21 protein-coding genes are annotated in these 20,413 nt (G+C 61.6%); 11 read left to right on the top strand and 10 right to left on the bottom strand.

Annotation, left to right across the window (positions count from 1 at the left end):
• Positions 1-3 precede the first annotated feature (3 nt).
• The 4 genes from ACQY7U_RS00240 to truA all read left to right on the top strand — a co-directional run bounded on the left by ACQY7U_RS00240 (position 4) and on the right by truA (position 2,633).
• On the top strand, positions 4-129 hold the full coding sequence (locus ACQY7U_RS00240) for a MarC family protein (protein ID WP_428640820.1): 126 nt from the start codon (positions 4-6) through the stop codon (positions 127-129).
• Between the two features lie 185 nt (positions 130-314).
• Positions 315-1,253, top strand: coding sequence for a methionyl-tRNA formyltransferase (fmt, locus tag ACQY7U_RS00235; protein ID WP_428640818.1), 939 nt, complete (start codon positions 315-317; stop codon positions 1,251-1,253).
• Positions 1,254-1,275: 22 nt separating this feature from the next.
• Positions 1,276-1,812 (top strand): GNAT family N-acetyltransferase, encoded by a 537-nt coding sequence (locus ACQY7U_RS00230; RefSeq protein WP_428640816.1) that lies wholly within the window; start codon positions 1,276-1,278, stop codon positions 1,810-1,812.
• Positions 1,812-2,633, top strand: a complete 822-nt coding sequence (truA, locus tag ACQY7U_RS00225) for a tRNA pseudouridine(38-40) synthase TruA (RefSeq protein ID WP_428640814.1) — start codon at positions 1,812-1,814, stop codon at positions 2,631-2,633. Before ACQY7U_RS00230 ends, truA begins: the two co-directional genes overlap by 1 nt.
• 61 nt (positions 2,634-2,694) lie before the next feature.
• Here truA and ACQY7U_RS00220 read toward each other — a convergent pair whose 3' ends face one another.
• Positions 2,695-3,231 (bottom strand): winged helix-turn-helix transcriptional regulator, encoded by a 537-nt coding sequence (locus ACQY7U_RS00220; protein ID WP_428640812.1) that lies wholly within the window; start codon positions 3,229-3,231, stop codon positions 2,695-2,697.
• Between the two features lie 40 nt (positions 3,232-3,271).
• Here ACQY7U_RS00220 and ACQY7U_RS00215 point away from each other — a divergent pair, with 40 nt between their 5' ends.
• Entirely contained in the window at positions 3,272-3,643 is a 372-nt protein-coding gene (locus tag ACQY7U_RS00215; protein ID WP_428640810.1) for a VOC family protein, read from the top strand.
• Between the two features lie 60 nt (positions 3,644-3,703).
• Here ACQY7U_RS00215 and ACQY7U_RS00210 read toward each other — a convergent pair whose 3' ends face one another.
• Together ACQY7U_RS00210 and ACQY7U_RS00205 are read right to left on the bottom strand one after the other, a co-directional pair.
• Positions 3,704-4,537, bottom strand: a complete 834-nt coding sequence (locus tag ACQY7U_RS00210; RefSeq protein ID WP_428640808.1) for a DUF2189 domain-containing protein — start codon at positions 4,535-4,537, stop codon at positions 3,704-3,706.
• Between the two features lie 393 nt (positions 4,538-4,930).
• Positions 4,931-7,036, bottom strand: a complete 2,106-nt coding sequence (locus ACQY7U_RS00205) for a mechanosensitive ion channel family protein (RefSeq protein WP_428640806.1) — start codon at positions 7,034-7,036, stop codon at positions 4,931-4,933.
• A gap of 358 nt (positions 7,037-7,394) precedes the next feature.
• On the opposite strand from ACQY7U_RS00205, the gene ACQY7U_RS00200 reads away from it, so the two are divergent.
• From ACQY7U_RS00200 to ACQY7U_RS00190, 3 genes are read left to right on the top strand one after another with little or no spacing between them, the layout of a single operon-like run.
• Positions 7,395-7,820, top strand: coding sequence for a DUF805 domain-containing protein (locus ACQY7U_RS00200; RefSeq protein ID WP_428640805.1), 426 nt, complete (start codon positions 7,395-7,397; stop codon positions 7,818-7,820).
• A 51-nt stretch (positions 7,821-7,871) separates the two neighbouring features.
• Positions 7,872-9,047 (top strand): succinyl-diaminopimelate desuccinylase, encoded by a 1,176-nt coding sequence (dapE, locus tag ACQY7U_RS00195; protein WP_428640803.1) that lies wholly within the window; start codon positions 7,872-7,874, stop codon positions 9,045-9,047.
• A gap of 17 nt (positions 9,048-9,064) precedes the next feature.
• Positions 9,065-9,655, top strand: a complete 591-nt coding sequence (locus tag ACQY7U_RS00190) for a hypothetical protein (protein ID WP_428640801.1) — start codon at positions 9,065-9,067, stop codon at positions 9,653-9,655.
• 30 nt (positions 9,656-9,685) lie between these two features.
• Here ACQY7U_RS00190 and ACQY7U_RS00185 read toward each other — a convergent pair whose 3' ends face one another.
• Both ACQY7U_RS00185 and ACQY7U_RS00180 read right to left on the bottom strand, forming a co-directional pair.
• Entirely contained in the window at positions 9,686-10,063 is a 378-nt protein-coding gene (locus ACQY7U_RS00185) for a nuclear transport factor 2 family protein (protein ID WP_428640799.1), read from the bottom strand.
• A complete protein-coding gene (locus tag ACQY7U_RS00180) occupies positions 10,060-11,034 on the bottom strand; it encodes a DMT family transporter (RefSeq protein WP_428640797.1) in 975 nt (324 codons plus the stop codon). The genes ACQY7U_RS00185 and ACQY7U_RS00180 overlap by 4 nt, the downstream gene beginning before the upstream one ends.
• 106 nt (positions 11,035-11,140) lie before the next feature.
• On the opposite strand from ACQY7U_RS00180, the gene ACQY7U_RS00175 reads away from it, so the two are divergent.
• On the top strand, positions 11,141-12,052 hold the full coding sequence (locus ACQY7U_RS00175) for a LysR substrate-binding domain-containing protein (protein WP_428640795.1): 912 nt from the start codon (positions 11,141-11,143) through the stop codon (positions 12,050-12,052).
• A 57-nt stretch (positions 12,053-12,109) separates the two neighbouring features.
• Here ACQY7U_RS00175 and dapD read toward each other — a convergent pair whose 3' ends face one another.
• Entirely contained in the window at positions 12,110-12,964 is an 855-nt protein-coding gene (gene dapD / locus ACQY7U_RS00170; RefSeq protein ID WP_428640793.1) for a 2,3,4,5-tetrahydropyridine-2,6-dicarboxylate N-succinyltransferase, read from the bottom strand.
• Between the two features lie 265 nt (positions 12,965-13,229).
• Here dapD and ACQY7U_RS00165 point away from each other — a divergent pair, with 265 nt between their 5' ends.
• A complete protein-coding gene (locus ACQY7U_RS00165) occupies positions 13,230-14,135 on the top strand; it encodes an EamA family transporter (RefSeq protein WP_428640791.1) in 906 nt (301 codons plus the stop codon).
• 173 nt (positions 14,136-14,308) lie between these two features.
• Positions 14,309-16,984 (top strand): bifunctional diguanylate cyclase/phosphodiesterase, encoded by a 2,676-nt coding sequence (locus tag ACQY7U_RS00160; protein WP_428640789.1) that lies wholly within the window; start codon positions 14,309-14,311, stop codon positions 16,982-16,984.
• A gap of 49 nt (positions 16,985-17,033) precedes the next feature.
• Here ACQY7U_RS00160 and ACQY7U_RS00155 read toward each other — a convergent pair whose 3' ends face one another.
• The 4 genes from ACQY7U_RS00155 to ACQY7U_RS00140 form a co-directional block, all read right to left on the bottom strand.
• On the bottom strand, positions 17,034-17,459 hold the full coding sequence (locus ACQY7U_RS00155) for a nuclear transport factor 2 family protein (RefSeq protein WP_428640787.1): 426 nt from the start codon (positions 17,457-17,459) through the stop codon (positions 17,034-17,036).
• Positions 17,460-17,604: 145 nt separating this feature from the next.
• Entirely contained in the window at positions 17,605-17,958 is a 354-nt protein-coding gene (locus ACQY7U_RS00150) for a cupin domain-containing protein (RefSeq protein ID WP_428640786.1), read from the bottom strand.
• Between the two features lie 46 nt (positions 17,959-18,004).
• A complete protein-coding gene (locus ACQY7U_RS00145) occupies positions 18,005-19,318 on the bottom strand; it encodes a CynX/NimT family MFS transporter (RefSeq protein ID WP_428640784.1) in 1,314 nt (437 codons plus the stop codon).
• A complete protein-coding gene (locus ACQY7U_RS00140) occupies positions 19,315-19,992 on the bottom strand; it encodes a FadR/GntR family transcriptional regulator (protein WP_428640782.1) in 678 nt (225 codons plus the stop codon). The genes ACQY7U_RS00145 and ACQY7U_RS00140 overlap by 4 nt, the downstream gene beginning before the upstream one ends.
• Positions 19,993-20,413 lie beyond the last annotated feature (421 nt).

Below are 20,413 nucleotides of genomic sequence, written 5' to 3'. Positions count from 1 at the left end.
TTCCTGTCGCGTTTCCTCGGCCAGACCGCAACGAGCGTGATGAGCCGTCTCATGGGCATGATCCTGGCGGCAATCGCCATGGAAATGATGGTCGACAGCATAAAGGCCCTGCTCCCGGGGCTGGCTTGAGAATAGCCTGTACGCAAATCTCCGCTTCCTCAGGATGAGGTTGGTACATGGTGGAGAGGTCCCTGGACGCAGCTCTGCTGACTTGAAGAAAGGGAGCAATCCCTGCAGCAACCGGTCCCTGCCCTTGCAAGGCCCTGTTGAAAGCGCAATAAGGGCGCAAAGCTTTCAAACCCTTCAGGAGCCTCATGTCTCTTCGCGTTGTTTTCATGGGCACCCCCGACTTTTCGGTGCCGACCCTGATGGAGATCGTCGGGCAGGGCCATGACGTCGTTGCCTGCTATTCGCAACCGCCGCGTCCGGCCGGTCGTGGCATGGATCTGAAGAAGTCGCCGGTCCACGAGGCTGCCGAGTCCTTCGGTATCCCTGTCTTTACGCCGAAAAGCCTGAAGGACCCGGAAGAACATGCCGCCTTTGCAGAGTTGAACGCGGATGTAGCCGTCGTGGTCGCCTATGGCCTGCTGCTGCCGAAGGCCGTGCTGGAGGCGCCGCAATACGGCTGCCTCAACCTGCATGCCTCGCTGCTGCCGCGCTGGCGCGGGGCCGCGCCGATCAACCGGGCGATCATGGCGGGTGACACGGAAACGGCGGTGCAGGTGATGCGCATGGAGGAAGGGCTCGACACCGGCCCGGTCTGCATGTCGGAAACCGTCGCCATATCTGAGAACATGACCGCAGGCGAATTGCACGACCAGCTCTCCGGGCTTGGCGGCGACCTCATGGTTCGTGCGCTTGCGGCGCTTTCGCGTGGCGCGCTCGGGGAACAGCCGCAGGCGGAAGAGGGCGTCACCTATGCCGCCAAGCTCTCCAAGCAGGAAACGCGGATCGACTGGTCCGGTTCTGCTGCGGAGGTGCATAATCACATTCGCGGCCTGTCACCCTTTCCCGGTGCCTGGTGCGAGATGGAACTGGGCGGCAAACGGGAGCGGGTGAAGATCCTGCGCAGCTCGCTTGCCGCGGGTGAAGGAGCCGCAGGCACGGTTCTGGAAACAGGCAGCTCACCTGTCATTGCCTGCGGATCAGGGGCCGTGCGTCTCGATCAGGTGCAGCGCGCGGGCAAGAAGCCGATGAGCGGGGCGGACTTCCTGCGTGGGGCCTCTCTTTCTGACGGTACGGTTCTGGATTAATCTGGCCCTCGGGAGAGACAGGATGAGCACCACAGACGCATCGCAGCTGACAATCCGGGATGTGACCTCGAATGACGAGTCCGTCGTCAGGGATCTCGTTACGGCGGCCTTTCCGTCTGACATGGAAGCGCGTCTCGTCCATACGCTCCGCCATTGCGGTGCACTGGTGCTGGAACAGGTCGCGGTCGACAACGAGGGCGCGATTGTCGGGCACGTTGCCTACAGCCGTGTGACCCCGGCCGCCATCGGTCCGGGGCAGGGGCTGCAGATCGCCTGCCTGGCACCGGTTTCGGTCTGGCCGGAGAAACAGCGTTCCGGTATCGGCTCGGCCCTGATCACATCCTCTCTGGCAAAACTGAAGGATCTCGGCGAGGATCTCGTGCTTGTGCTCGGACCACCTTCCTATTATCCGCGTTTCGGCTTCGACCCGGCTCTGGCCCGCAAGGTGCAGGGTCCCTATGCGGGCGACGCCTTCATGGCGCTCGCGCTGACGGATGAAGGCAGCCGCGACCTGCCGATTGAAGTGGCCTTTGCCACGCCGTTTGAAGAATTCGAATAATGCCACGATACAAGTTGACGGTTGAATATGACGGCCGCCCGTTTTGCGGCTGGCAGCGCCAGGCCAACGGCCCGTCCGTTCAGGCCGTGATCGAGCGCGCCATCAAGGCCTTTTCCGGCGAAGAGGTGACGATCGGCGGTGCGGGGCGCACAGATACGGGCGTGCATGCAACGGGTCAGGTCTGCCATGCGGATCTTTCGAAACCCTGGCCGGTCAAGACGATCATGGGAGCGATGAATTTTCACTGCCAGCCGGACCCGGTCGTCATTCTGGAAGCGGAGGAAATGCACGAAGGTTTCGATGCGCGCTTCTCTGCCATCCGCCGGTCCTACCGCTACCGCATCCATAACCGCGTGCCGCCGCTGACCCATCAGCGTGGCCTCGCCTGGCATGTGAAACCGGATCTCGATGCCGAGGCCATGAACGCGGCGGCGCAGGAGTTCGTCGGTCACCACGACTTCACCACCTTCCGCCATTCGCGCTGTCAGGCGAAGAGCCCGGAAAAGACACTGGAAGACTTCCGGGTCTACCGGGAAGGCGAGTTCGTCATCGCCGAATGTTCCTCCCGCTCCTTCCTGCACAACCAGGTCCGGTCCATGGTCGGATCCTTGCGTCTGGTGGGCGAAGGCAAATGGAGGCCGGGCGATATCACGAAGGCGCTTGCCGCCCGCGACCGCAAGGCCTGCGGCCCGGTCGCCCCGGCGGACGGGCTCTATCTCACCCGCGTCGACTACCGCTCTGCCGAATTGGACAGGGAGCTGATGCTGGACTGGCAGGCCCGCAAGGCGGCCATGGAAGCCGGGGACGACGGCGAGGAATAGCGGCGGCAAGGGAGCAAGAACCATTGCCTCGCTTCTCCGGAAAAGACAATTCTCTTTGGAACTAGATGTCCAGGCCAATCACGAGATTGATTTTCCTGCCTGCGTTCACTGCTTGATAGGTCGGAAATGGCGACCTCTGCGAAACGTCAATTTCTCGAGTGAGCCAGAGCCGTTCTTCCAGAACCCCTATTGACTGGGATAACGCGCGGTCCGTAATCGCACCCAGTCCGGATTTTATGACCGAGAAGCGCTTCGGTGACGCGGTCAAGGCGAGAATGGGCACCGTCCAGCTTCGCCTGATGACGGCAAACGCATCGCCCTCGGGTGCAATCTCAACGATTCTGGCTGCAATTGCCGCTGCCGATACACCTTTCTGCGTTAACCGGAATTCCGGCCGCAATGGATGACCGTGTCCTGGATTTTTTTCCAGCAATCCAAGCTGAACCAAATGATCGAGACTTGAGGCGAACGAGGAGCGGCTTGCATTGGTCGCTGCAATCAACGGTGCCTGCCGGCCAGGAACGCCGGAATGCAATAGGGCCAGGATTTTCAAAGACCAAGCTTTGGATGTGAGGTTGACAAGCAGGGGTAAATCCATAAAGTATAGCTACTATATTTTTGATACATAGGAAAGCGTCATGCCGGTCATTTCTTTGGACAACACAATCACTTTGGCACTCTCGGTTCGTGACAGGCATGCAAGTGCCGAATGGTACGAAAAGCATCTTGGCTTCAAGCTGCTCGTTCATATCGACGAGGCCGGTTGGAGCGAGATGCAGACCAATACCGAAGGTGTCACTCTGGGGCTGGGCGAACAATCAGAGCCCGCACCCGGCAACACCGTTCCCGTGTTCGGAGTGGCGGATATTGCGGCTGCGCGTGCCGCTTTGGAAAATGTTGATGTGAAATTCGATGGGGCAACCGAAACCGTCGAAGGGATGGTCAGCATCGCAACATTCTATGATCCGGACGGCAATGCCCTCATGCTGGCGCAAGACCTTACGAAATAGCCGGTCAGGCCACCTTCCGGAAAATGCCGCGCTGCCGTTGCCTCCTGGCCTGACGTCTGACTACGCCTTTGCTGCCTCTTCAGGCGCTTCAACGCACTTCCGGTAAAGATGCCAGGTCGTGTGGCCGAGGATCGGCAGGGTGGCGATCAGGCCCAGAAACGCCGGGATCATCGAGACGACCAGAACGGCGGTAACGACGAAGGCCCAGCCGATCATCGGGACCGGGGAGGCGACAACCGAACGCACGCTTGTGATCATGGCGGTGATGAAGTCCCGGTCGTCTTCCAGGAGCAGCGGGAAGGACACCACCGTCAGCGAGAACAGGATCAGCGACAGCACCGCGCCGACCACATGGCCGACCGCCAGGAACATCAGCCCTTCCGGCGTGGAGATGACCTCCGACAGGAACTCGTCGAAGGAGGCAAAGGAGCGGAAGCCGAGGAAAAGCGCCAGCAGCAGGCGCACCTGATACATCCACATGATCTGGATGAAGAGCACAACGAAGGCCATCCAGGAGAGTTCCCGGCTCTTCTGCGCCCACATGGTCTTGAGGATTTCAGACCAGGACAGCGTGTCGCCCTTCTCCAGCCTGCGGCTGACTTCGTAAAGGCCGACGGCCGCAAAGGGGCCAAGCAGGACGAAACCGGCGGCGGCCGGATAGGACAGGTAGGTCAGATCGAGCGCAGCCGCGCTCAGGATCACGAACAGGCCGCCGATTGCGAAAAACGCCCCGATCGCCAACCCGTAGCCAGGCGCCTTCCGGAAATCCGACAGGCCCGCCGCCAGGGCGTCGATGACGTCATTGGCGGTGATCGTGTTGACCTTCGGCATCGGCCGCAGGCCGTTAGGCTTCGCTGAGCTGGTGTCCGTCGAAGAGGAATTGTTCTCATTCATCAGCAAGCTTCCTCCCAAAAGCGATTGCCCGGCTGTATTTTCAGCCGGGCAATCTTAGTCATGAAATGATGAGGAGCTCAATGCGCAGAAGGACTTATGCAGCTGTTCTATCTCGCTCTTATGGAGATCTCCCAGTGCCGTCTTGAAACCTGTGCCTTCAAGGGTTCGCTTTGGTAGAGCAAGCGGCCCATCCTTCGAGACAGCGCTTTCGCGTTTCCTCAGGAGGAGGAGGTGTCAGGTGGACCGTAGCTTCAAACAAATTCGACTTCATCCTGAGGAGGCCGATAGACCGTCTCGAAGGATGGGCCACAAGCTCCCGGCTTTGCTCGTACAACCTGCAAACAGACCTGACGGCAAATGCACACAGCGTGCCGCGAGGCCGAGCGGAAGGCTCTACTCGGCCGCAGGCTTGGTCTCCGAGGCGCTGGCGGCGGCCGCCGCGGCAATCTGTTCCTTCTGGTCGTCGTCCAGCTTGGCGTTGTCCGGAATATGCACACGGACTTCCTTGCGGGCGAACTGGATGCCGTTTTCCTCGAAGGCTTTCTGGACGCGCTTGTAGATTTCCTTGCGCACGCCGAACTGCTTGCCGGGCTTGGTGGTGAACTTGCCGCGCACCACGATACCGACATCATCGACATCCGCGACGCCCTGACCCTTGAACGGGGCAAGGATGTCGTCCTTGAACTCCTCCATCTCCATGATTTCCTGGCCGATTTTCTTGAACAGCTTGCGAACCTTTTCGACATCCGTGTCGAAGGGAACCGTGAATTTCAGCTTCATGATCACCCAGTCGCGCGACAGGTTCGTGAGTTTCGGGATCTCGCCGTAGGGCACGATATGGACGGCTCCGCGTGAGCCGCGCAATTGCAATGAGCGGATTGAGATTTTCTCGATGGAGCCCATCGTGCCGCCGGTGTCGATGAATTCTCCCAGCCGGAAGGCGTCGTCCATCAGGAAGAAGATGCCGGAGACCACATCGCGCACCAGCGTTTGCGCTCCGAAGCCGACGGCCAGTCCGACGACACCGGCACCGGCCAGAAGCGGCGTGATGTTGATGCCGAGCTGGCTGAGGGCAAGCAGCCCGGTGAGCGTCAGGATGGAGATCTGCATCACGACGCGCAGCAGGGGCAGGATGGTGGCCATGCGCGACTTGCCTGCGCCGCCCATTTCCGCCTCGTCGTCCTGGTTCGCTTCGGGAGGCGAATCCTTTGCCAGCTGGTGATTGACCCACAGGTTGGTGATTTCCCAGGCCAGGTATCCGGCGGCCAGGATCAGGAGAAGCACGACCGTGTCGCGCGCCACTTCAGAGCCTTCGTCGCCGCCGAGGGCCAGCAGCCTCAGGCCGTAGATCCGCCCGACCATAAGAATGAGGAGGGTGATCAGGCCGACCCGGGCAATGCGCACGTAGCTGTGGCGGGTCTGCAGATGCGCGGCTTCCGCGACCGGGCCTTCGCCCTGCATGGGGGGGATGATGTGGGAGACTATGCCGCGCACCATGGTGTCGAGGAACGGCGCAAAGACCACCAGGATGATCACGGCCAGCGAGCGTCCCGCCGTCAGTGTTTCGCTGCCCAGGCTCGACATGACGAGGATCAGCACCCAGTTGAAGGCAATGAAGGCCATGGAGAAATAGGGCCAGAAGCGGGCCATGCGCTCCAGCCCGCTGGTGGGTTCGGTTTCGTCTCCCAGGATGATGGAAGTGAGACCTTTGCGCGCTTTCCAGATCACGGCGATGATCCAGGCGTTGACTGCGAAGCCGATGAAGAAGCGGAAGGTTTCGCCGACGGTTTCGCCGGCGCCATGCATGATGTTGCGCAGGAAGAAGGCGATGCCAACTACCGCGAAGAGTGTCGTGAAACTGCGGTATAGCGAGGAGGCCGTGGTATCGTCTGCGGTCACCAGGCGCAGTTCGGGCCGGTGCGGCGCCAGGGCGAAACGCAGCAGGGCGGCAATCAGCCGGGGCAGAAACACGATCCAGTAGACGGCCTGGAAGGCATAGGCGCGGGTTACCGGATCGAAGATGGCAACCCGCCCGACAGCGAAGGCGACGATTGCGAAGATGACAAGCCCGCCAAGATCCAGTCCGGCCCGAAGAGAGACGAGCCTGACGGTTTCGAACAGGTTCTCCGGCATCCGTGTCTGAATGGTTTCGCGTCGTGAGGACATCAGCCGGTTTGCCATGAATTCAGCGGCGAAACCGGCAGCGAGAATGAGAGCGACCGCGCCGAAGAAAATATGGACTGGTCCCGCGACCTTTCCGGCGAACAGCGCGCCGATGCCGCCGATGATGCCGCTGAAGAGGTCCGGGAGATTGCGGAACTGGTCGACTATCATCGTGCCGATGTCGCCGAGCAGGATATGCGTCTTTTCAAGCAGGCCCGGGCCCGCTTCGGTGGCAGCCGAAGGCCCACGTGCGGCCGCTCCCTGCTGCAGGAGCGTCATCATGTCCGTCAGAGCCTTGACCTGGTCCGGATCGAGGTCCTTGACCAGCTTTTCCATGGCTTCCTGTTGAAGCGGCTCCGGAAGGGCGGTGCTTGTTTCCTGCGCCGGGGCCGGGGTGGCGAGAAGTGTTTGAATGGCGAGAAACAAACTGAGAATACATATGGTTAGTCTCGGTTTCCAAGCACCGGTCATTTGAAGCCCCTCGTCGGTGTTGTCAGTCCTGGCGCTAACATAGACACCAAGATGCTGGAAAATCCATCAAAATAACCCCAGGGTACGGACCCGTGCCGGGGGGCACCGGTAGTTGTTTCCTTGAGAAGGTCCGCATTTGCAGTCAGCGGAACATGAGACAGACCTTGATCCATACCGCTTATGCGTCTACCTCCTTGCGGAACAAACTAGAAAGCGGGAATGAATGAGCACGCCCCCACCGAGCGCCAATATTGCCCCCGGACCGTTCTGGGCCCTGATGAGCCCGATCGGACGCATGGGCCGCCAGCCCTACTGGCTGTGTTTCTTTCTGGTCTGGGTCATCATCTTCATTGCCATCCGCCTGTGGTGGAAGTCGAACACGGTGATCCCCGACCCGGAGGCCGTCACGCTGGCCATGTTCATGGAGTCCAATCCGCTGTTTCCCTTCCTGTTCTTCGCGCTGCAATGGATCGAGCTGGCGGTTGTCATCAAGCGGCTGCAGGACCTCGGCCGCAGCGGGTTCTTCGCCTTGCTGACGTTCGTGCCTTTCGTGAATTTCCTGATGGTGATCGCCCTCGGTATCATTCCTGGCCAGGCGGCGCCGAACCGCTACGGGCCGCTGTCCAACAGCTATTGGAACAAGAAATGACGCCGGCCGCTGCCCGCTGCTTGCTGACAGAGTGAAAAACGAGATCTGCCCATGCCTTCTTCCGCCGTTGCCATCGCCCAGAACCTGATCCGCTGTCCTTCGGTGACACCAAACGAAGGCGGCGCGCTCACCGTTCTGGAGGAGCTGCTGTCGGCGGCGGGGTTCACTGTTTCGCGCGTCACGTTTCAGGACGAGGACACACCGGATGTGGAGAACCTGTTCGCCACGATCGGCACGGGCAAACCCCATTTCGTCTTCGCCGGTCACACGGATGTGGTGCCGGCGGGCGCGGAAAGCGACTGGAGCCACGGGCCGTTCGAAGGCGAGATTGCGGACGGATATCTCTTTGGCCGTGGCGCGGTCGACATGAAGGGCGGGATCGCGGCCTTCGCAGCCGCAGCTCTGGACTATCTGAAGGACGCCGGCAGCGGGTTTCAGGGCGCGATTTCCTTCCTGATCACCGGGGACGAGGAAGGGCCGGCCGTCAACGGAACCGCCAAGCTGCTGGAATGGGCGCAGGCCGAAGGACACGTATTCGACGCCTGCATCGTCGGCGAGCCGACCAATCCGGAAAAACTGGGCGATGCCATCAAGGTCGGCCGCCGAGGATCGCTTTCCGGCGTGGTGACGGTGACGGGTGTTCAGGGCCATGCCGCCTATCCGCATCTGGCCGACAACCCGATCCCGGGTCTTGTAAGGCTGATGGCGGCGCTCGATGCACTGGAACTCGATCAGGGAAACGAACGGTTTCAACCCTCCAACCTGGAAATTGTCACCCTCGACGTCGGTAATCCGGCCTTCAACGTCATTCCGGCGCGTGCCGAGGGCAGGTTCAACATCCGCTACAACGACGAGTGGACGCTGGAAAGCCTCAAGGCGAAAATCCTTGAAACTCTCGAGGCGGTCGACCTCGGCGATTTGAAGCTGGATGTCCAGTTCAAGCGCGACGCCAGCGAATCCTTCCTGACGCGGGACGAGACGCTGATTGCCGCCCTTGGCGATGCGGTTCTGGCGGAAACCGGCCGCAAGCCCGAGCTTTCCACCGGGGGCGGAACCTCGGATGCCCGCTTCATCAAGAACTATTGCCCGGTGGTGGAATTCGGGCTGGTCGGCCAGACCATGCACAAGGTCGACGAATGTGCATCCACTAGCGACCTTGACCAGCTTGCTGCAATCTATAAACGATTCCTGACGAGTTATTTCGCATCAGGCAAGGCCGGGGACTGAGCTGGAGCAGATTGAATTTGATCAGACTGGACGAAATACGCGCCGCGCTTGACGGCTCTTGGCTGCTTCTGCGCAACCGGCCCGAAGGCATGGCGTTCTTCGACCAGTCCGTTCAGGGGTTCTGGCGGTCTTTCGCCGTGATCGTGCTGCTGGTGCCCTTTGTCCTGCTCAGCGGTCAGGTCTCCAAGGAGTTCTTTTTCCTGGAGAACCTCTACCACCCGGACGCCTTTCCGGAGCGGGCTTTCTGGTTTGCCCAGTTCACGGGGCTGATCGCCGACTGGATCATCCTGCCCCTGCTGCTGGCGCTGCTTGCCGTGCCGGTTGGCATTTCGCATCGCTACGTACCGTTTGTCGTGACCCGGAACTGGACCAGCCTGCTGGCTTCCGTACCGTACACGATCACCTGCATCCTGTTCCTTCTGGGGGTCATCCCGGCCGGTATTGCCGTGCTGCTGTCCATCACCTGCACGCTGGTGGTGTTGTGGTACCGCTATCTCGTCACCCGGATCGCGCTTCAGGCCAGCACCAGCATGGCCATCGGCGTCGTGGTTCTGGATGTGGTCCTGACGCTCCTGATCACCGAGGCGACCGGCCGTCTCTGGCAGTGAGCCCCGTCGACATCCGGCAATCGACCGGCGTCAAAGGGCGGAGATGTCGACAAAGACACGATAGTCCCGGATCTGACCGGAGCTCAATTCCAGAACCGTCGCGAACGGCACTTCCAGTTCCGTTCCGTCCTTGCGGGTATAGTGAACCGTGCCGGCACAGATCACGGTCCTGTCTTCAGACCAAATTCCCGTGATCGTGTGCCGCATTGCGGCGATCGTTTCGAAGAACGCTCGATTGGCGTCGATGACGGCCTGCTTTCCGGAGATTTCACCGAAATTTCCCAGTTGAAAGCCGACGTCCCGGGTGAGGAGTGCGCCAACTGCTTCCGCATCGAATGCATCGACGGCAGAATAGAGTGCCGCAAGGAGGGGGCGATTGGAATTGCCGGTTGTGGTCGTGATCTTCATGTGAGTTCTCCTTTGGTTGCGGAATTCCGGCGTTTCGCCGGCAGGCGGCCGGACAGGAGGTGCCTCAGCCTCAGGTGTCCGTCGGACACCGCCATGCCGACAAAAAGCAGGATGACCGAGGCGGCGAACCAGGGGGTGACCGGCTCGGCGAAGAAGACGGTGCCTGCCGCGATGCCTGCAAGTGTTGCGAAATACCCGACCTGACTGAACCCGACACCGTCGGTGCGCCTGTAAAGTTCGAAGGTGATCACGTAACTGAGGGCAGTGACCGCACACAGGACGAGAACCGGCAGGCCCGTGCTGTCCAAGGGGGGAACCGATCCCACTCCCGAACTGTTCAACACGATGAGCGGCAGGAAGACGGTGGCTTGCGAAAGCAGGGTGCCGGCGGCGAGAACGAGCGGGTTTGCACCGGCCGGCATCGCCCGTTCCCTGTAGACATTCGTAATCGCCAGAAGTACCGGAACCAAAAAGGCTGCTGCGATCAGGACAAGGCTGATGTCAGCGCCGGTCACCTTGTCCGCAGTGGCGACGGTCACGCCTGCAAGGCCGATCAGGATACCAAGCAGACGCCGCAGCGGCAGGATCTTCCGGTGTGCAAGGCATGAGAAGCAGAAGGTCAGCAGGGGAGACAGGGGGATCAGCATGGCGAAAAGGCCTGCCGGAACCTCGGTCAGGGCATAGTAGCTCAGGATCTGGGGAGCGGTGACGCCGATCAGGCCGTTGACCGCGCAATAGGTGGCGACGGACCTGGAGGTCAGTACCTTCAGGTCCGTTCGCCTGCGAAAGACAAGGCAGGCCGTCAGTATCAGCCCACTTCCCAGAACCTGCCAGGCAAAAAGATCGATCGGCGACAGACCTCCGAGAACAACCAGCTTGGCAAGGGCAAAATTCCCGCCGACCAACAGGCCAATCGTCACAAGATACGGCAGAACGGGTGCGGGCCTCTGTTCGAGCGTCGTGCTTGTCATGAATGCCTCCTTGAGTGCGTTCCTGACAAGGTATTGCACCTATCTGGATTTACTATCCGGCGTAAATTGGATAGTAAGTTGACTAAATTCGAACAATGAGAGGCCGATGGACCCGATACCGGATTTTGCCGTCTTTGTCGTCGTGGTGGAGGAAAGCAGTTTTTCAAAGGCGGCCGCGCGGCTTGGTATCACGAAGTCCGCGGTCAGCCGGCGCATCACGTTGCTGGAAAAACGCCTGGGCATTCAACTGTTGCAGCGGAGCACGCGCAGGCTCTCGCTGACCGAAGCCGGTACACGTTATTTCGCTCATGCAACCGAAGCCGTGCACCACGTCGAGACCGCCGAACGGGAAGCCGCGCTTTTCGGAAATGAAGCCGTCGGGGAAATCCGCGTCCTTGCACCAATGTCCTTTGGTGTGCGGCATGTTGCGCCCTGGCTGCCGGGCTTTCTCGCCGGTCATCCGAGACTGAACGTTGACCTGACGCTCGATGACAGCACGACGGTGCAGATTGACGGCAGGTTCGATTTGGCATTGCGGGCGGGCGATTTGCCCGACTCATCCCGGATCACGCGAAAACTGGCTCCGCTTCGCAGCATTGTCTGCGCTTCGCCTGACTACGTCCGCCGGGAGGGTGCTCCGCTAAGCCCGGTTGATCTGGAGGCACACAATTGCGTGCTCTTTTCCTACTCTGACAACCGGGATTTCTGGGAGTTCAGGTCCGAACTGGGGGCTCAGAAAATCGAGGTCTCCGGGAACCTGAAGGTGAATAGCAGCGAAGCGTTGAGTGCGGCCCTGATCGCAGGAGGGGGCGTCGGGCGGTTGCCCACATTTATCGCAAATACACTCATCGAAAATGGAGTTCTTGTCCCGCTTCTGCAGGACTTTTCGATGCCGTCGAAGGCGCTGCATGTCCAGTTTCCGAGTCGGCAGCTCATTCCGAGAGCCGCGCGTCTCCTGATCGATTTCCTGGTGCGTACATATGATCCCGACCAGCCCTACTGGGATCGGCTGCCATGAGCGCCGGGGCCGGTTGAGGCTGCCCGATTTCGGGTGCTCTCAACCGGGAGCCGTCTGTCAGTCGCGCAGCAGTTCGTTGATGGCGGTCTTGGAACGGGTCTTCTCGTCGACCGTCTTCACGATGACGGCGCAGTAGAGGTTCGGAGCGGCTTCCCCGTTGCCCATCAGGCTGGAGGTCGGCATGGAGCCGGCGACGACCACGGAGTAGGGCGGAACCTCGCCATAGGTGACTTCGCCGGTCATGCGGTTGACGATCCGGGTCGACTTGCCGATGAAGACGCCCATGCCGAGCACGGAGCCTTCGCGGACGATGCAGCCTTCGACGACTTCCGAACGGGCGCCGATGAAGCAGTTGTCCTCAATGATCACGGGGCCGGCCTGAAGCGGTTCCAGCACGCCGCCGATGCCGACGCCGCCGGACAGGTGAACGTTCTTGCCGATCTGCGCGCAGGAGCCGACGGTCGCCCAGGTGTCGACCATGGTGCCTTCATCGACATAGGCGCCCAGGTTGACAAAGGACGGCATCAGTACCACGCCCTTGCCGATGTAGGCGGAGCGGCGCACGGTGCAGTTCGGGACGGCGCGGAAACCGGCGGCCTCGAAATCGACGCCACGCCAGCCGTCGAACTTGGACGGAACCTTGTCCCACCAGGCCGCATCACCCGGTCCACCCTTGATGACTTCCATGGCGTTGAGGCGGAAGGACAGGAGAACGGCTTTCTTGGTCCACTGGTTGACGGCCCACTCACCGTCAGCCTGTTTCTCGGCAACCCGGAGCTTGCCCTGATCCAGAAGGTTCAGCGTTTCCTCGACAGCGTCCCGGATTTCGCCGGTGGTGCCGGTGTCGATGGCTGCGCGGTCTTCGAAGGCCGCATCGATGATCTTGGACAGGGAAGCGAGATCTTTGGTCATTGGCGGGAAGGTCTCCGGGCGTTAACGAATTCAGCGCGGACCTAAGCCGCAGAGCCGCGCGCTGTCAAGCGCGGGAGGGTCCGCAGCTGTCCTGATAGCGGCGAATGGAGATGTTATCGTGTCCGTATCGAAGGAAAAGGATGTCGCCCTGGCAGTGGAAATTATTGAGAAAAACTAATCTTATTGTTTCTTTCTTTGCGGATTTAAAATGAAATTTTTGAATTTAAGATGATGTCAATTCAACCAATTCAGGAAAGCCGATCCCGTGGAATTATGGATCCCCATCACGGTTGGTGCCGCATTTTGCCAAAACCTGCGCACCGCCATGCAAAAACACCTGAAGGGCAAGCTGGGCACCAGTGGGGCCACGTTTGTCCGTTTCGGCTACGGTGTGCCTTTCGCCGCCGTGTACGTCCTGGTTCTCAACCAGGTGTTCGGATTTCCCATGCCGGTGCCCAACGCCACGACGCTTGTCGCCGGTGCGCTCGGCGGGCTGGCCCAGATCCTGGGGACTTTCCTGCTCATTCATCTGTTTTCCTTCCGCAATTTTGCGGTCGGCACCGCCTATTCCAAGACGGAGCCGATCCAGGCAGCGCTGTTCGGCTTCCTGGTGCTGGGTGAACATGTGTCTGCGGTGGCCGCCGTCTGCATCCTGGTGGGCATTGCCGGTGTCATCGTGATTTCGCTGGCACGCGTGCCGTTGACGCTTGCTGCGATCCGCACTTCCCTCGTCGGACGTCCCGCCCTGATCGGCCTGGCATCGGCCGCCTTCTTCGGAGCTTCGGCCGTCGCCTATCGCACTGCCTCCCTGTCGCTGGAGGGAACAGGCGTTGCCATGCAGGCCGCCTTCGCGCTTGTCTATGCGACGTCTTTTCAGACCGTTGTCATGGGCAGCTGGATGGCCTGGCGGGAACCCGAGCAGTTGCGGGCCAGCCTGAAGGCCTGGCGTGCGGCTGTCTGGGTCGGGGCCTCGGGCGTTGCCGGGTCCATCGGCTGGTTCACGGCCATGACCTTGCAGAACGTCGCCTATGTCCGCGCGCTTGCGCAGATCGAACTTGTCTTCACCTTCCTGGCGTCCTGGCTGATCTTCAAGGAAGTGATCGTGCGCTCGGAAATCCTGGGCTGCGTGCTGATCGTGGCGGCGGTGGTGGGGATCATCCTTTTGAGATGAGGGAGCGGGCTGAAAGGGGCACGCATCATTGCAGAGCTGGTTTCAGCTCGAAAACTCTGTGGAAACGCTGCCCCTTAGGCATTTGTTTCGTTTTTGGGGGTACTCTTCGGCAAATTCGAGGCCCTTGTCGCAAAACTCAAGAGAAACTGCGGTTTTGCGACGTATGAGATGCGATGCCGAAGCCATATCTATCCCGAATTGAGGCAAGCCAAATTCTGACGCGGCCGAGCCTCAGCAGCATTGCCGCGGTGGGCATCGCCTTGGCCGTGACCGTTGTCGCGGGCATCTTCGCGGAAGTCCAGAACCGTTCGGTGCACCTGCAGAGCGCGCGGGTGGATGTCGGCGAGCAGTTGGGGCTGGTGCGGGCCCGGCTGGAAGGCAACATCAACTCCAACCTGCAACTGGTGCGCGGTCTCGTCGCCCTGATCGCCACCCAGCCGGACATCGACCAGGACAAGTTCGGCCGTATCGCCAGCAGCCTGATCGGCAAGCACTCGCAGCTGCGAAATGTTGCCGGTGCACCCAACCTCGTCGTCAGCCTGATGTATCCCATGAAGGGAAACGAAAAAGCCATCGGGCTCGACTACCGGACAAACGAACAGCAGCGCGCCGCGGCCATGCGCGCCGTCAATTCCGGCGAGATGGTCCTGGCCGGGCCTGTCAACCTGCTGCAGGGCGGCAAGGGCTTTATCGGGCGCTTTCCCGTCTTCATCCAATATGCCGATGGTTCAAACAGCCTGTGGGGTCTCGTCGCGGCGGTGGTCGATGCCGAGCGTCTTTATGCGGACAGTGGTCTCACGGATCCCGACCTTCCGATAGACATCGCGATTTCCGGACGCGATGCGAGCGTCAATGACAGGACCGTTTTCTTTGGCGACGATCAGGTCGTGGCGCAGAACCCGGTCATCTCCGAAGTGGTTCTGCCGACCGGCCGCTGGAAGATCGCGGCTATTCCGCGTGGCGGCTGGTCCGACAGTCCCGAGAACACCTGGTATGTCAGGGGCCTTGTAGCCGTCTGCGGCCTCCTGATACTTGTGCCGATCTTTATCGCAAGCCAGCTCTATGACCAGCGCCGCCGTCATATTCGCGAGCTGAAACGCCGCCAGGTCCAGATGGAGCGCCTGTCGCAGCGCCTGAAGCTGGCGCTCGACACTTCCAAGATCGGGATCTGGGAACTCAATCTCGATACCGGCGAGCTGACGTGGGACGGGCGCATGCGTGAGCTCTACGACATCGGAGAGAAACGCGACACGTCGAAATACGACGTCTGGTCCGAATGCCTGCACCCGGACGATCGTGAGCGGGCCGAACAGGAATACTGGGAAGCGATCAACGCCGGCGGCATGTATCACTCGGACTTCCGGATCATCCTGCAGGACGGCTCCACGCGCTGGATCCGGGCGATTGGAGCGGTGCACACCAATATCCGCCGCCAGCGCTACATCCTCGGGGTCAACTGGGACGTGTCGAGCGACATCCAGCTCAAGACCCGCCTCATGACCGCGAAGCAGAGCGCCGAGGACAGGAACCGGGAGCTGGAAGAGGCGCGGGCGCTGATGGAGTACCATTCGCTGCATGACAGCCTGACCGGCCTGCCGAACCGGCGCTTTCTGGACCAGCAGGTCCTCGATCCGCAATCGGGACAAAAACCGACGGCCCTGCTGCACATCGACCTTGACCGCTTCAAGCATATCAACGACACCCTCGGGCATGCGGCGGGTGACAGCATGCTCATCCATGCGGCTTCGGTGCTGAATGAAAACGCGAGCCCGACCGATTTCGTCGCGCGCATCGGCGGCGACGAGTTCGTCATCGCCATCACCGAGCCGGCGGACCATTCGAAGCTGGCCGCGCTGGCGGGGCGGATCATCGAAGAGATGCGCCAACCGGTGCCCTTCGAGAACCATGAATGCCGGTTCGGCGTCAGCATCGGCATCGCCATTGCCGACACCTCCCTGAGAGACTACGGCCGCCACCTGCTCGTCGATGCCGACATCGCGCTTTACCGTGCCAAGAGCAACGGCCGCAACCGGTTCGAATTCTTCTCCGACACCTTGAAATCGGAAATCGTGCGTAACAAGCAGGTCGCCGACGAGATCCTGTGCGGTCTGGAACGGCAGGAGTTCCTGCCCTACTTCCAGCCCCAGTTCGACGCCAGGACGCTGGAGGTCATCGGGGTCGAGGCGCTGGCGCGCTGGGACCATCCTTCCGAGGGCATTCTGTTACCGGATGCCTTCCTGAAAACGGCCGGCGAACTCAACGTGGTTCCGCTCATCGACCGCATCATCCTGGAACGGACGCTGTGGCAATCCGCCCGCTGGAAGGCGGCCGGGATCGACATTCCGAAGATGTCGGTGAACGTGTCGGCGGGCCGGCTGAACGATCCCAACCTGATGGAGAGCCTCGACGGCCTCTCCTTCGAGCCGGGCTCGCTGTCGTTCGAGCTTCTGGAATCGATCTTCCTGGATGAGAAGAACGACATCATTGCCGCCAATTTCGAGCGGCTGCGGGAGATGGGAATCGATATCGAGATTGATGATTTCGGCACCGGCTACGCATCGATCGTCAGCCTTATCCATCTCAGGCCCAAACGGCTGAAGATCGACCGCCAGCTCGTCATTCCGATCATCCGCTCCGACAGTCAGCGCCGTCTGGTCGCCTCGATCATCGAGATCGGCCAGTCGCTCGGCATCCAGGTCGTCGCCGAGGGCGTGGAAACGATGGAGCACGCCGCCATCCTGCGCGACCTGGGTTGCGACGCCCTGCAGGGCTACGCCTTCGCGGCGCCGATGCCCTCCGACAGGCTGATCGACTTCGTGCGCAAGGGGCAATGGCGCAAGGCATCGTGAGCGGTCCTGCCGTAGCCACGTTTCCCTTCGAGCGCTGTCTGCCGCGGAATTACCGCGCCAGCTGCGAAACCACCGGCGTCGCCTGAAAGGCTTCGCGCAACCATCGGCCATCTTCCAGGCGCCAAACCTGCGTGAAGGCAATCGAGAGATCCTTCGTGTCCTCCGGAGACGTTGCGCCGTCACCGGTCATGTCATTGAACCCGGTGACGACGGCAACATTCCCGAACCGGCGAACGGCAACGTCCCTGAAGGCGATCCGGGTGGTCCGGCCGCTGCGTCCGGTCGCATAGTCGAGCCAATCCTTGTAAGGAAGATGCCTTCCGAAGAGGTCATTGTGCGTGTGACTCGGCGACAGCAAGGTTTTCAGTGTCTCGATGACGCCGCATGCCCACGCTTCGCCGAAGGCGGCCATCGCCTTTTCAAGGCCGTCGGTGTCGTGAAGGTTGCCTTCGTCCTGATTGCCATCTTCGTTCATGAGCGCCTCCGGACGGCCATATGCAGTTGATGACTGCCGGAAATCTACAGCATGTCCCGGGGCGACGCATTCTGAAACTCGGGCCGGCAGCAAGCCGCAACCGGTCTGAACGCGCATTTGAACTGCCCGGTCCGTCCCTTCCGGGTCAGGCCGGCAGGCGGATCACGAAAAGCTTGCGGGTCGTCTCCAGAACTTCCCAGACACCGGAAAAACCCGGCTGCAGCACGAAGCTGTCGCCGGGGCCGACCTCGCGGGTAGTCCCGTCCTTGTCGGTCAGCCGGGAGCGGCCGGAGAGGATCGAGCAGAACTCCCATTCGTCATAGGAGATCTTCCAGGCGCCGGGCGTCGATTCCCACACGCCGGTAAACAGCGTGTCCTCGTCCCGCGCCTCGACCAGCCAGGTGGTGAACTGCGGATCGCCCGAAATCACCTTTTCCGGGGCCGGTGCCTCCTTTTCCGGCGTGATGGCATCGAGGTCGAAGGGCAGAAAGGCGTGCATGCGGGGCTCCGTCAGCGAAGAACAAGGTGGTTCAAGATGCGGGATGCTATCCGTGCGCCGCGTCATTTGCCAGAGCGTCCCGGCGTGGCACTTTCACCGTCCGGGCCGAAACCACCTCCGCCTTGCCCGCGAACCAGCCGTTGACGCCGGCGCCGAGGCCGAGGGCGACGAAGAGGGCGGCGCTCCAGGCGAAGCCGCCCGTCCAGCTCTGGACAAGGCCGACGATCAGCGGGCCGATGGCCGCCAGTGTGTAGCCGACGCATTGGGCCATGCCGGACAGCTGTGCGGCGGCGTGGGAATCCTGGGTTCTCAGCACGATGACGGTCAGCGCGACGGCAATCAGCCCGCCCTGGCCGATCCCCTGCAGGACGGCCCAGATCCAGACCGTGGAAAGCGGGGCGAACAAGAGGCCGAGGAGGGCACCGGTGGCGATCAGGCAGAGGGCGACGTTGATCAGCCGCTGGTCCCTGCCGCGCACCGCGAGATGCGGCGCGACCAGGCAGGAGGCTGCCTGGATCATGACCGAGACGGAAACGATCGCACCTGCCGTGACGCCGTCCAGGCCGCGCGCCCGCAGGATCGGTACCAGCCAGCCGAAGACGCAATAGGCGAGCGCCGACTGAAGGCCCATGAACAGCGTGACATGCCAGGCCAGCCGGTCGCGCCACATGCCTTCGACCTTGTAGACATCGCCCTTCGCCCTTTTGCCGGTGGCCAGGACCTGCGGCAGCCAGAGGAGGGCGACGAGCAGAGCCGGCACGGCCCAGGCGGCGAGCGCGCCGTCGATCGAGCCACTGAGCGCCCTTTGCAGGGGGATCGTCAGGCCGGCGGCGCTGGCCGCGCCCGCGCAGAGCGCCATCGTGTACCAGCCGGTGAGAAGCGCGGCCTTGTCCGGAAAGTCGCGTTTGACCAGCCCCGGCAGCAGGACATTGCCGACGGCGATGCAGGCCCCGGCGAGTGCCGTTCCCAGAAACAGCAACGGAACGGAGGACAGGCCCCGCGCCGCCGTTCCGAGCGCAAGCAGGAAGGCGACGGCCAGCAGCGTGCGCTCCGTGCCGATGGTGCGCGCCAGGCGCGGGGCCAGCGGCGAGAACAGCCCGAGGCAGAGCACGGGCAGCGTCGTCAGAAGGCTTGCCCCCGTCGCCGACAGGCCGAAGCCGTCCCGGATTTCCGGCAGCAGGGCGGAGGCGCTGGAAAAGACGGGCCGCAGGTTGAAGGCGATCAGCACAAGGCTGGCGCCGAGCACGAACCGGGCGATCCCCCTCGGCTGTTCCGCCGGGCTGACGGTGACGAGGTCGCCCGTTTCTTCCGGGTCGATCAGTTCGACCGAGCCGGGATCGACGTCTGCCGGCCGGGTCATGAAGTAAGCAGCCGGTCCAGGTCCCGGAGGACCGGCGCCATGAAGGCGCGCACCGTGGCCTCCGCCCGGTCCGGGTCGCCGCTTTCGATGGCGTCCACGATGGCGGCATGGGCTGCCATGTCGGGCTCGGGCAGGTCCTCGCCGAGCGTGGCTGCGATGGTCTCGCCGATCACTTTGGAGAAGAACTCGTACATGTTGACAAGTACGCTGTTGCCGGATGCCGCCACCACCGCGAGGTGAAAGGCGAAGTCGCGCGTCACGAAGCCGGCCTTGTCGCGGCCGTCATAGTTTCCGCGGTTTTCCAAAAGGCGGCGCAGCTCCGCGACCTGTTGCCGTGTATGGCGCAGGGCGGCGAGGCGGGCGGCCTCCGCGTCCAGCGCCAGCCGGGCCTCGAACTGATCGCGCAGCGCCGCGCGCCGTACCATCGTCAGCGGCCGGGTGTGGTCGGCCGCCGAAAGAACGTAGGTCCCCGATCCCTGCCGGGTTTCCAGATAGCCGTGCGAGACAAGAATCCGCACCGCCTCGCGCACGGTGCCGCGGCTGATGGACAGTTGCTCGGAAAGCTGCGCCTCGTTCGGCAGCTTCTCGCCCACGCCCCAGCGGCTCTTCAGGATTTCCGCCCGGATCGCCTCGGCGGCCCTGTCGACCAGGGAAGTCTTGGAAAGGGATTGCATGGATGGATCACCAAATCATCTGATGATTTTGCGTATAGGCGAGGCGGCGGGATTTGTCCATGGGGGAGGGAACTTCGCTGCTTGGCATAAGCGCTCCCGTGCTGGGGGAATGTCTGCTTCGCGCAACCCAATTGGACGTTCGCTGTTTCGTGATGCGATCCCGAATGCTGACGTTCGTTGCGATCAGAGTAAATCGCGGAATTGCTGACCTTCCATTGGTTCTTGACCTCAAGAAATGGCTTTTCGCAGGTCGCGACTTTACTTGACGCGCCGTGTAAATTTTTTTTCCTCACCCTAGAGGGAACTCTTGCATTGTCAGGCAAGTCGATCCACAATTCAGAGCGGTTACTTGTCATGCAAAGCCCTGTGACGTGCCAATTCTTGTGCGCTGCAAAACACAAGAAAGAGATGCCCCCTTAAA

Origin of the sequence: Roseibium sp., assembly GCF_050301095.1 — a bacterium.
Taxonomy (GTDB): domain Bacteria; phylum Pseudomonadota; class Alphaproteobacteria; order Rhizobiales; family Stappiaceae; genus Roseibium.
Note: the sequence above shows the minus strand (reverse complement) of the source record. Positions and strands in the feature narration are given on the sequence as shown.

Bases quoted from the DNA above. Each gene is read 5' to 3' on its own strand.
- fmt (WP_428640818.1), top strand. From the start codon at position 315: ATGTCTCTTCGCGTTGTTTTCATGGGCACCCCCGACTTTTCGGTGCCG.
- ACQY7U_RS00230 (WP_428640816.1), top strand. From the start codon at position 1,276: ATGAGCACCACAGACGCATCGCAGCTGACAATCCGGGATGTGACCTCG.
- truA (WP_428640814.1), top strand. From the start codon at position 1,812: ATGCCACGATACAAGTTGACGGTTGAATATGACGGCCGCCCGTTTTGC.
- ACQY7U_RS00220 (WP_428640812.1), bottom strand. From the start codon at position 3,231: ATGGATTTACCCCTGCTTGTCAACCTCACATCCAAAGCTTGGTCTTTG.
- ACQY7U_RS00215 (WP_428640810.1), top strand. From the start codon at position 3,272: ATGCCGGTCATTTCTTTGGACAACACAATCACTTTGGCACTCTCGGTT.
- ACQY7U_RS00210 (WP_428640808.1), bottom strand. From the start codon at position 4,537: ATGAATGAGAACAATTCCTCTTCGACGGACACCAGCTCAGCGAAGCCT.
- ACQY7U_RS00205 (WP_428640806.1), bottom strand. From the start codon at position 7,036: ATGGAAAAGCTGGTCAAGGACCTCGATCCGGACCAGGTCAAGGCTCTG.
- ACQY7U_RS00200 (WP_428640805.1), top strand. From the start codon at position 7,395: ATGAGCACGCCCCCACCGAGCGCCAATATTGCCCCCGGACCGTTCTGG.
- dapE (WP_428640803.1), top strand. From the start codon at position 7,872: ATGCCTTCTTCCGCCGTTGCCATCGCCCAGAACCTGATCCGCTGTCCT.
- ACQY7U_RS00185 (WP_428640799.1), bottom strand. From the start codon at position 10,063: ATGAAGATCACGACCACAACCGGCAATTCCAATCGCCCCCTCCTTGCG.
- ACQY7U_RS00180 (WP_428640797.1), bottom strand. From the start codon at position 11,034: ATGACAAGCACGACGCTCGAACAGAGGCCCGCACCCGTTCTGCCGTAT.
- ACQY7U_RS00175 (WP_428640795.1), top strand. From the start codon at position 11,141: ATGGACCCGATACCGGATTTTGCCGTCTTTGTCGTCGTGGTGGAGGAA.
- dapD (WP_428640793.1), bottom strand. From the start codon at position 12,964: ATGACCAAAGATCTCGCTTCCCTGTCCAAGATCATCGATGCGGCCTTC.
- ACQY7U_RS00160 (WP_428640789.1), top strand. From the start codon at position 14,309: ATGCCGAAGCCATATCTATCCCGAATTGAGGCAAGCCAAATTCTGACG.
- ACQY7U_RS00155 (WP_428640787.1), bottom strand. From the start codon at position 17,459: ATGAACGAAGATGGCAATCAGGACGAAGGCAACCTTCACGACACCGAC.
- ACQY7U_RS00150 (WP_428640786.1), bottom strand. From the start codon at position 17,958: ATGCACGCCTTTCTGCCCTTCGACCTCGATGCCATCACGCCGGAAAAG.
- ACQY7U_RS00145 (WP_428640784.1), bottom strand. From the start codon at position 19,318: ATGACCCGGCCGGCAGACGTCGATCCCGGCTCGGTCGAACTGATCGAC.
- ACQY7U_RS00140 (WP_428640782.1), bottom strand. From the start codon at position 19,992: ATGCAATCCCTTTCCAAGACTTCCCTGGTCGACAGGGCCGCCGAGGCG.